Annotated in this window: 2 protein-coding genes and 1 pseudogene; 1 reads left to right on the top strand and 2 read right to left on the bottom strand. The window is 77.0% G+C overall.

The window, feature by feature from the left end:
* Both OO47_RS38305 and OO47_RS33765 read right to left on the bottom strand, forming a co-directional pair.
* Positions 1-4,684 (bottom strand): non-ribosomal peptide synthetase (locus OO47_RS38305; protein WP_158708745.1); only part of this gene is annotated, 4,684 nt, incomplete at its 3' end.
* Positions 4,681-9,522, bottom strand: coding sequence for a non-ribosomal peptide synthetase (locus OO47_RS33765; RefSeq protein ID WP_078490127.1), 4,842 nt, complete (start codon positions 9,520-9,522; stop codon positions 4,681-4,683). The genes OO47_RS38305 and OO47_RS33765, both read right to left, overlap by 4 nt.
* Positions 9,523-9,616: 94 nt before the next feature.
* Between OO47_RS33765 and OO47_RS38300 the strand changes: the two are divergent.
* Positions 9,617-9,925: pseudogene (locus OO47_RS38300) on the top strand (hypothetical protein); the annotation flags it as partial.

Genomic DNA, 9,925 nt, shown 5'->3' with positions numbered 1-9,925 from the left:
TCGCCACCCGAGCGCCGGGACGGACCCCGGCGGCGGTCAGACGGCGGCTCACCGCCGAGGCCAGGGAGACCAGTTCGGCGTACGAGACGGAGCCCCCCGGATCCTGGACCGCGATCCGGTCCGGGCGCGCGGCGGCGTGCGCCCGCACCCGCTCCACGACCCCGGTGTACGCCTCCTCGACCGCCGTCGCCGCCCACGCCGCCCGCACCGCGGCCGACTCGGCCGGCAGCAGCACCTCGACCGCCCGCACCGGACGGTCCGGCGCCGCGACGAACGCGCCCAGCAGATGCGTCAGCCGGTCGGCGAACGACCGCGCGGTCCCCTCGTCGAACAGGTCGGCGCTGTACTCCAGGACCGCGTCGATCCCGGCCGGCGCCCCGTCCTCCGTACGCCGCTCGAACAGCTCGAACGCCAGGTCCGCCTTGGCGGTCCCGGTGCCGATCAGCAGCGGCTCCGACTCCAGGCCCGCCAGCCGCACCGTCGCGTCCGGCGTGTTGTGCAGGGTCAGCATCGTCTGGAACAGCGGGTGCCGGGCCAACGACCGGCTCGGCGCCAGCGCGTCCACCAGCGCCTCGAACGGCAGGTCCTGGTGCGCGTACGCGGCCAGGTCGGCGGCGCGGACCCGGTCCAGCAGCTCCCGGAACGTCGGATCGCCCGACAGGTCCGTCCGCAGCACCAGGGTGTTCACGAACAGGCCGACCAGCTCGTCCAGGACCGGATCGGTGCGTCCCGCGACCGGCGAGCCGATCGGGACGTCGTCGCCCGCGCCCAGCTTCGAAAGGAGCGCGGCCAGCGCCGCCTGGAGCACCATGAACGTGCTCACGCCCTGCTCCCGGGCCAGCTCCCCGACCGCCGCGTGCAGCGCCCCGTCGACGCGGAACGCCACCTCCCCGCCCCGGTACGTCGGCACGGCGGGCCGCGGCCGGTCGGCCGGCAGCTCCAGCTCGTCCGGCAGCCCCTCCAGCGCCTCCCGCCAGTGGGCGAGCTGCTCGTCCGAGACCGCCTCCAGCAGCTCGCGCTGCCACAGCGTGTAGTCCGCGTACTGCACCGGCAGCGGCGCCCACACCGGCGCGCCGCCCGCGCGGCGCGCCTCGTAGGCCGCCGCCAGGTCCGCGCCCAGCGGGCCCACCGACCAGCCGTCGGCGGCGATGTGGTGCACGACGAGCAGCAGCACGTGCTCCTCGTCCGGGCCGCGGAACAGCTCGGCCCGCAGCGGCAGTTCGGCCGCCAGGTCGAAACCGCGCCGCGCGGCCGCGCGCACCGCCTCCTCGTCCAGCGGGGAGACCGGCAGCTCGATCCGGACCGCGTCCGCGTCCACGACCTCCTGCCGGGGCCGCCCGTCGGTGTCCGGGAACCGGGTGCGCAGCGCCTCGTGGCGCACCACGACGTCCCGCACCGCCGCCCGCAGCGCCGCCACGTCCAGCGCCCCCGTCAGACGGATGGCGACCGGGATGTTGTACGCCGGGTTGTCCGCCTCCAGCTGGCCCAGGAACCACAGCCGCCGCTGGGCGGGGGAGAGCGGCAGCACGTCCGGGCGCACGGCCGGCGCCGGAGCGGGCCGGGCCTCCCCGGCGTCCGCGACCCGGGCCGCGAGGGCCGCCGGGGTCGGCGCGTCGAAGACCGCCCGGACCGGCAGGTCGGCGCCGAGCGCCGTCCTGATCCGGCCGGTCAGCCGGGTCGCGAGCAGCGAGTGCCCGCCGAGGTCGAAGAACGAGTCGTCCGGACCGGCCGGCGCCGGCAGGCCCAGGACCTCGCCGAACACCTCGCACAGCAACTGCTCCTGCGGGGTCCGCGGGGCGCGGGCCGCGGTGCGCGGACCCTGCTCGGGCGCGGGCAGCAGCTTGCGGTCGACCTTGCCGTTGGCGGTGAGCGGCAGCGCCTCCATCGCCACGTACAGGGCGGGCACCATGTGTGCGGGCAGGCTCTCGGCCAGGTGCGCGCGGAGCACCGCGGGGGCGGCGGTGCCGACGGTGTACGCCACCAGCTGCGTGCCGCCCGGCAGGTCCTCCCGGGCCACGACGGTCGCCTGGGACACCCCGGGGTGGGCCGCCAGCACCGACTCGATCTCGCCGAGCTCGATCCGGAAGCCCCGGATCTTGACCTGGTGGTCGGCCCGGCCGATGTACTCGATCTGCCCGTCCGCGCCCCAGCGCACCACGTCACCGGTCCGGTACATCCGGCTGCCGGGCGGGCCGAACGGGTCCGGCACGAAGCGGGTCGCGGTCAGCGCGGGGCGCCCGTGGTAGCCGCGGGCCACGCCGGCACCGGCGATGTACAGCTCGCCGACCGCCCCGGAGGGGGCGGCCCGCAGCGCGTCGTCGAGCACGTACACCCGCGTGTTGGCGATCGGCCGGCCGATCGGCGGGACGCCGCCGCGCTCGCCGTCCAGGACGGCCGCGGTCGACCAGATGGTGGTCTCGGTCGGCCCGTAGACGTTGGTGACCTCGCGGGCGGCGGCGCGCAGCGCGTCCGCCAGCGGCTCGCCGACGGCCTCGCCGCCGATCAGGACGCGCAGCCCCGCCAGGCTCTCCGGGTGCTCGGTGACCAGCGCGTGCCACAGGGTCGGCGTGGCCTGCATGACGGTCGCCCCGCTGTCCGTGACCAGGGCGGCGAGCGCGGCCGGGTCGCGCACGGTGTCGCGCTCGGCGAGGACCAGCTCGGCGCCGGTCAGCAGCGGCACGAAGATCTCCAGGTTGGAGATGTCGAAGCCGAAGGTGGTGACCGACAGGAAGCGGTCCCCGGGCCCGATGCCGAACCGCTCGCCCATGTCGTGCACCAGGTTGACCAGCGCGTCCTGCGGCACGACCACGCCCTTGGGGCGGCCGGTGGAGCCCGAGGTGTAGATCGTGTACGCGGTGTCCAGCGGGTCCGGGTCCGGGGTGCCGGCCGGGCCGGTCGGCCGCTCCGCGAGGAGCGCCGCCGCCGTGTCCAGGAGCAGGTGGGGGCGGGCGGTGACGGCCGGCAGCGCGGCGGCGACACCCGTGGTGGTGACCACCAGGGCGGGCGCCGCGTCGTCGAGCATGTAGCCGATGCGGTCGGCCGGGTAGTCGGGGTCGAGCGGCAGGTAGCCGGCGCCCGCCTTGACGACCGCGAGCGTCGCGACGACCAGGTCCGCCGAGCGCGGCAGCGCGAGCGCCACCAGCGCGCCCGGGCCCGCGCCGCGCGCCACCAGCTCGTGGGCGAGCCGGTCGGCGCGGGCGTGCAGCTCCGCGTGGTCCAGCCGCTCGGCGCCGCAGCGCAGCGCGGGCGCGTCCGGGGCGGCGGCGGCCCGCTCCGCGAGCTGCGCGCGCAGGGCGTGCCGCGGGTGGGAGCGGGCGGTGTCGTTGTGCCCGGAGAGCAGCGTGGCGCGCTCCTCCTCGCCGAGCAGCTCCAGCCGCGACAGCGGCAGGTCGGCCGTGTCGGGGAGCGCGGCGAGGAGCCGCAGGACCCGCCCGGACAGCGCGGCGGCCTCCGCCGCCGTGACCAGGTCGGGCGCGTGGTCGAGCCGCAGCGTCAGCTCCTCGCCGGGCAGCACGAGCAGCGACAGCGGGTAGTGCGTCGCGTCGCGGCCCCGCGCGCCCGTCACCGTCAGACCGGGGACGGCCCCGCGCAGGGCGTCCGGGTCCAGCGGATAGTTCTCGAAGATCATGACGGTGTCGAACAGCTCGCCGTGGCCCGCGTCCCGCTGGATCCGGGAGAGCCCCAGGTGCTGGTGCGGCAGGAGCGCCGTGTGCTGCTCCTGCGCCGCCCGCACGACCTCGGCCAGGGTCCCCCCGGCGGGTGTCCGCAGCCGCACCGGCAGCGTGTTGATGAAGAGGCCGACCATCGACTCGACGCCCGGCAGCTCCGGCGGCCGGCCCGAGGTCGTGGTGCCGAACACCACGTCGTCCCGGCCGGTCAGAGCGCCGAGGACGACGGCCCACACGCCCTGGAGGACACCGGACAGGGTGACGCCGCGGGCCCGGGCCCACTCCGTCAGCCGGGCCGTCGCCGCCGCGTCGAGGCGGGCGACGTGCTGCTCGGGCAGCACGGGGGCGCGGCCGGGCGGCGCCGGCACGAGCCGGGTGGGCTCCTCCAGGCCGTCGAGCAGCTCCCCGTACGCCGCGGCGGCGGCCTCCTCGTCCTGCCGGCCCAGCCAGGACAGGTAGCTCTTGTACGCGGTGACGGCGGGCAGCCCGGAGGCGTCGCCGCCCGCCGCGTACGCGGCGAACAGCTCGGACAGCAGCAGTGGCATCGACCAGCCGTCGAGCAGGATGTGGTGGCAGGTGACGAGGAGCCTGTGGCGGTCCGCGCCGGTGCCGACGAGGGTGAAGCGGATCAGCGGCGGCCGGCCCACGTCGAACGGCTCGGTGCGGTCCCGGTCGGTCAGCGCCTCCAGGTCGTCCGGCCGGTCCACCTCCCGCCAGGGCACCGGCACCGCCCGGGGTATCAGCTGCACCGGCTGCCCGTTCTTGCGGTAGCGGAAGCCCGCCCGCAGGTTGGGGTGCCGGGCCAGGACGCCGGCCGCGGCGGCCTTCAGCGCGCCCCGGTCGAGCGGCCCCTCCAGGTCGAGGACCAGCTGCACCGCGTACACGTCGAGCTCCCGCCGGTCGTACACGGCGTGGAAGAGCAGGCCCTCCTGGAGCGGAGTGAGCGGCAGCACGTCGCTCAGTCCGCCCGACGCCCGGGGCGCCCCGGGCCCCTTCCCCTGTCCGGTCGTGCTCATCCTTCGTCCCCCCACTCGTCTGCGAACTCGTTCTCGAACTCGTCGATCTCGTCCTGGCCGAGCCCCTCGACGAGCCCCAGGTCCGAGGGCGTGAAGCCCCCGGCGTCGGGCCGTGCGGCGTGTTCCGCGAGCGCCTTCAGCGCCCGGAACCAGCCGTGCGCGACCGCCTCCGCGTCGGCGTCGGCGACCGTCCGCCCCGCCCAGGCCCACTCGGCGACCAGGCAGGGGCCGTCCGGGCGGTCCTCGGTGCGCGCGTTGACGCCGAGCGCGTGCGGCAGCGGCATCCCCGCGTCGGTGCCGGCCGCCACGTCCAGCGACTCCGGCGCGACCTGCCAGTCCCCCGGCTCCGAAAGCGCCATCCGGCCCAGGTAGTTGAAGCCCAGCTGCGGCGCCGGGCGGGCGCCGAGCTCCGCCGCGGCACCGGTGCCGAGCCGGCCCAGCAGGCCGTGCCCGATCCCGTGGTCCGGGATGCGCCGCAGCTGCTCCTTGACCTCCTTGAGGACCTGGCCGAGCGCCGGCCCGCCGGCCCACACCTCGTCCCAGTCGCACAGGCCCACGTCGAGGCGGACCGGGTGCGTGCTGGTGAACCAGCCCACCGTGCGGGACAGGTCCACGCCCGGCACGACCGGCTCCCGGCCGTGCCCCTCCAGGTCGACGAGCACGTCCTGCGGCTCGCCGCGGCCGCGCCGCCAGTCCGCGACGCCGAGCGCGAGGGCGGTCAGCAGCACGTCGTTGATCTCGGCGTGGAAGGCGGCCGGGACGGTGGTGAGCAGCTCCGCCGTGTACGCGGCGGGCAGTTCGAGCCGCAGCCGGCGGGCGGTCGCCGCGGTGTCCTCGGCGGGGTCGAGCGGCCGGGTGCCGAACGGCGGGTCGCCGCCGTCCACGACCTCCCGCCACAGCGGCAGTTCGGCCCGGCGCTCCGGGCGCGCGGCCTCCTCGCGCAGCAGCAGCGCCCACTGCCTGAAGGAGGTGCCCACCGGTGCGAGGGGCCGCTCGGGCCGCTCGTACGCCTGGGCCAGGTCGGGCAGCAGGATGCGCCAGGAGACGCCGTCCACCACCAGGTGGTGCAGGGTCAGGAGCAGCCTGCCGGGCCGTTCCGCGCCGGCGTCGAGCCAGACCGCGCGGACCACGTCGCCGCGCGCGGGCGCCAGTTCGGCGCGGGCCGTCGCCGCCTCCGCGCGGACCAGGGCGGCGAGGTCGCCGGCCCCGGCGTCGACCCGGCGCAGCACGTCCCCGGCCCGGACCGCGCCGGCCTCCAGGATCGTGTCGCCGTGCCGGCGCAGCGCGTCGTGGTGGTCGAGGAGCGCCTGGAGGGCGGCCTCGATCCGCTCGTACGCGGCGCCCGCGGGCGTCTGGACGACGGCGGCCTGGTGGAAGCCGTCGGTCGGGCCGTCGACGGCGTCGAACCAGGCGGTGATCGGCGTGGCCGGCACCGGCCCGGTGCCGTCGCCGACGCCGACGGCACCGGGCCGCCCCGCGGCCTGCGCGGCGAGCGCGAGCCCCTGCGGGGTGCGGTGCACGAAGACGTCCTGCGCGGTGATCGCGAGGCCGGCCTCGCGGGCCCTTCCGACGAGCTGGATGGAGCTGATGCTGTCGCCGCCGAGGTCGAAGAAGCTGGCGTCGGCGCCGGCCGACTCCAGTCCGAGGACCTCCGCGAAGGCCCGGCAGAGCGCCGCCTCCCGCTCGTTCGCGGGGGCGAGCCCCTCGGCGGCCCGGCTGTGGTCGGGCGCGGGCAGGGCACGGCGGTCGAGCTTGCCGTTCCCGGTGAGCGGCAGCGCGTCGAGGGCGACGACGGCGCTCGGCACCATGTGCTCGGGCAGGGCGCCGGCCAGCCGGGCCCGGACCTCCCGTACGTCCACGGGGGCGCCGGCGGCGACGACGTAGGCGACGAGCCGCTTGTCGCCGGGCCGGTCCTCGCGGACCACGACCGCGGCGGCCGCGAGGTCCCCGCGGGCCAGCAGCGCGCCCTCGATCTCGCCGGGCTCGATGCGGAAGCCGCGCAGCTTCACCTGGTCGTCGACGCGCCCGACGTAGTCGAGGCTGCCGTCGGCGTTCCACCGCACGAGGTCGCCGGAGCGGTACATCCGGCCGCCCCGCGCGGTGGCGTACGGGTCGGCGAGGAAGCGGGCCGCGGTCAGCTCGGGGCGCCGCAGGTAGCCGCGGGCCAGCTGGTCGCCGCCGATGTACAGCTCGCCGGTCACGCCGGGCGGCACCGGCCGCAGCCGCGCGTCGAGCACGTACAGGCGCGTGTTGTGCAGCGGGAAGCCGATCGGCGGCTTCACGGCACCGGACAGCGGCGCGCTGATGGAGGCGCAGACGGTGGCCTCGGTCGGCCCGTACGCGTTGCGCATCACCCGCCCGCGCGAGAACCGCTCGACCAGCTCCGGCGGGCACGCCTCGCCCGCCACGACCAGCTGCACGCCCCCGGGCATCGGCCGGTCGGCCGGCCACGCGGACAGGACCGTCGGCGGCAGGCACACCATGGTGGTGCCGGTGCGCTCCACCAGCTCGGCGAGCGGGCCGCCCGGACCGCGCTCCTCGGCGGTCGACAGGATCATCGTGGCGCCCGAGAGCAGTCCGATGGAGAGCTCCCAGGTCGCCGCGTCGAAGCTGTACGAGGCGAACTGGAGCCAGCGGGTGTCCGGGCCGATGCCCATGCGGGGGCCCTGGTCGGCGACCATCACGGCGACCGTGCGGTGCTCCACGACGACGCCCTTGGGGCGCCCGGTGGAGCCGGAGGTGTAGATGACGTACGCGGGGTCGCGGACGGACAGCGGCCGGGTCCGGTCGGCGTCGGTGAGGGGCCGGCCGGGGCGGGCGCCGACGGCGGCGCGCACGTCCGGGGCGTCGAGCAGCAGCCGCGGGACGTCCGTGCCGTCGAGGCCCGCGGACTCGGCGGCCGTCGTCAGGGCGAGCACCGGCCGCGCGTCGTCGAGCATGTACGCGATGCGGTCCCGCGGGTAGGCGGCGTCGATCGGCAGGTAGGCGGCGCCCGCCTTGAGGACGGCGAGCAGCGCGACGACCATCTCCGGCGAGCGCGGCAGCAGCAGCGCCACCAGGGCGCCGGGCCCGGTGCCGCGGGCGGCCAGCTCGTGGGCGAGCCGGTTCGCGCGGGCGTCCAGCTCGGCGTACGAGAGCACCTCCGCGCCGAACTCCAGGGCCGGGTGGCCGGGCTGGGCGGCGGCACGGGCCGCGTACAGCTCGTGCACCGGCGCCACGTCGACGTCCCGCACGGGACCGGCCCACTCGCCCAGGATCCGCTCGCGCTCGGCGGGCAGCAGGGCGTCGACCTCGCCCAGCGCGACGTCGGGGTCGCGGGTGAGGACGCCGACGAGATGGGTGAAGCGGTCCGCCAGGGACCGCGCGGTCGCCTCGTCGAACAGGTCGCTGCTGTACTCCAGGACGGCGTCGATCCCGGCGGGCGCGCCGTCCGGGCCGTGCCGCTCGGTCAGCTCGAAGGCCAGGTCCAGCTTGGCGGTGCCGGTGCGGACCGGGACGGCCCCGACGTCCAGGCCGGGCAGGGCGAGGTCGGCGGAGGCGTTGTTCTGCAGCACCAGCATGGTCTGGAACAGCGGCTGCCGGGACAGCGACCGGCTCGGCGCGATCGCGTCGACCAGCGTCTCGAACGGCAGGTCCTGGTGGGCGTAGGCCGCCAGGTCGGCCGTGCGGACGCGGTCGACGAGCTCGCGGAAGGTCGGGTCGCCGGACAGGTCGGTGCGCAGCACCAGGGTGTTGACGAAGAAGCCGACCAGCTCGTCGAGGGCCGGGTCGGTGCGGCCCGCGACGGGCGTCCCGAGCGGCACGTCGTCGCCCGCGCCGAGGCTCGACAGCAGCGTGGCGAGCGCGGCCTGGAGCACCATGAAGGTGCTCGCGCCCTGCGCGCGGGCCAGCGCGGCGACCGCCGCGTGCGCCGCGCCGCCGACCTCGAAGGCGACCGTGCCGCCGCGGTGGCTGGGCACGGCGGGCCGCGGCCGGTCGGTCGGCAGCTCCAGCTCCTCCGGGAGCCCGGCCAGCGCCTCCTTCCAGTGGGCGAGCTGCTCGTCCGCGACCGCGTCGAGGATCCCCCGCTGCCACAGCGTGTAGTCGGCGTACTGGACCGGCAGCGGCGCCCACGCGGGGGCTCCGCCCGCCCGCCGCAGCCCGTACGCCTCGGCGAGGTCGCGGGCGAGCGGCGCGACGGACCAGCCGTCGGAGGCGATGTGGTGGAGCACGACGAGCAGCACGTGCTCGTCGGCGGCGAGCCGGAACAGCTCGGCGCGCAGCGGGAGCCCGTCCGCCAGGTCGAAGTCCCGGGCGGCCGCGGCGGCCAGCGCCCCGGGCAGCTCCCCGGGCGCGGTCGCGGTGACGGGCAGGGCGACGTGCGCCCCGTCCGCCGGCAGGATTCGCTGGCGCGGCCGTCCGCCGGCCTCGGGGAAGACGGTGCGCAGGCTCTCGTGGCGGGCCACGACGTCGTCCAGCGCGGCCCCCAGGGCGGCGGTGTCCAGAGCGCCGGAGAGGCGCACCGCGAACGGCAGGTGGTAGGTGGCGGAGCCCTTCTCCAGGTGGTTCAGGAACCACAGCCGCTGCTGGGCGGGGGAGAGCGGCAGCTCCTCCGGACGCTCGGCGGCGGCGGTCAGGGCCGGTCGCACCGGGGCGTCCGACGCGTCGAGGGCGGCGGCCAGTTCGGCGACGGTCGGCGCCTGGAACAGGGTGCGGATCGGGACCTCGGCGCCGAGCCGGGCCCGGATCCGGGACGCGGCCCGGGTGGCGAGCAGCGAGTGCCCGCCGAGGTCGAAGAAGTCGTCGTCGATGCCGACGGCCGGCAGTCCGAGGACGTCCGCGAAGACCTCGCACAACACCCGCTCGCGCGGGGTGCGCGCCGGGACGAGGCCCGTGGCGTGCTCCGAGGGGTCGGGGGCGGGCAGTGCCTTGCGGTCGACCTTGCCGTTGGGGGTGAGCGGCAGCGCGTCCAGCGTGAAGGCGTCCGTGGTGGACGGTGGCGGCGGCGTCGGTGATGCCGGGCAGGCGGCGCAGGGCGGTTTCGACCTCGCCGAGTTCGATGCGGTGGCCGCGGATCTTGACCTGGTGGTCGGTGCGTTCCAGGAACTCCAGTTGTCCGTCGGGGCGTTGGCGGACGCGGTCGCCGGTGCGGTACATGCGGGTGCCGGGGGTGGTGGCGTACGGGTCGGCCATGAAGGTGACGGCGGTCTTGGCGGGGTCGTCCAGGTAGCCCCGGCCGACGCCCGTGCCCGCGACGTACAG

It is taken from the genome of Streptomyces bikiniensis (assembly GCF_000716625.1).
Lineage (GTDB): Bacteria > Actinomycetota > Actinomycetes > Streptomycetales > Streptomycetaceae > Streptomyces > Streptomyces bikiniensis.
Note: the sequence above shows the minus strand (reverse complement) of the source record. Positions and strands in the feature narration are given on the sequence as shown.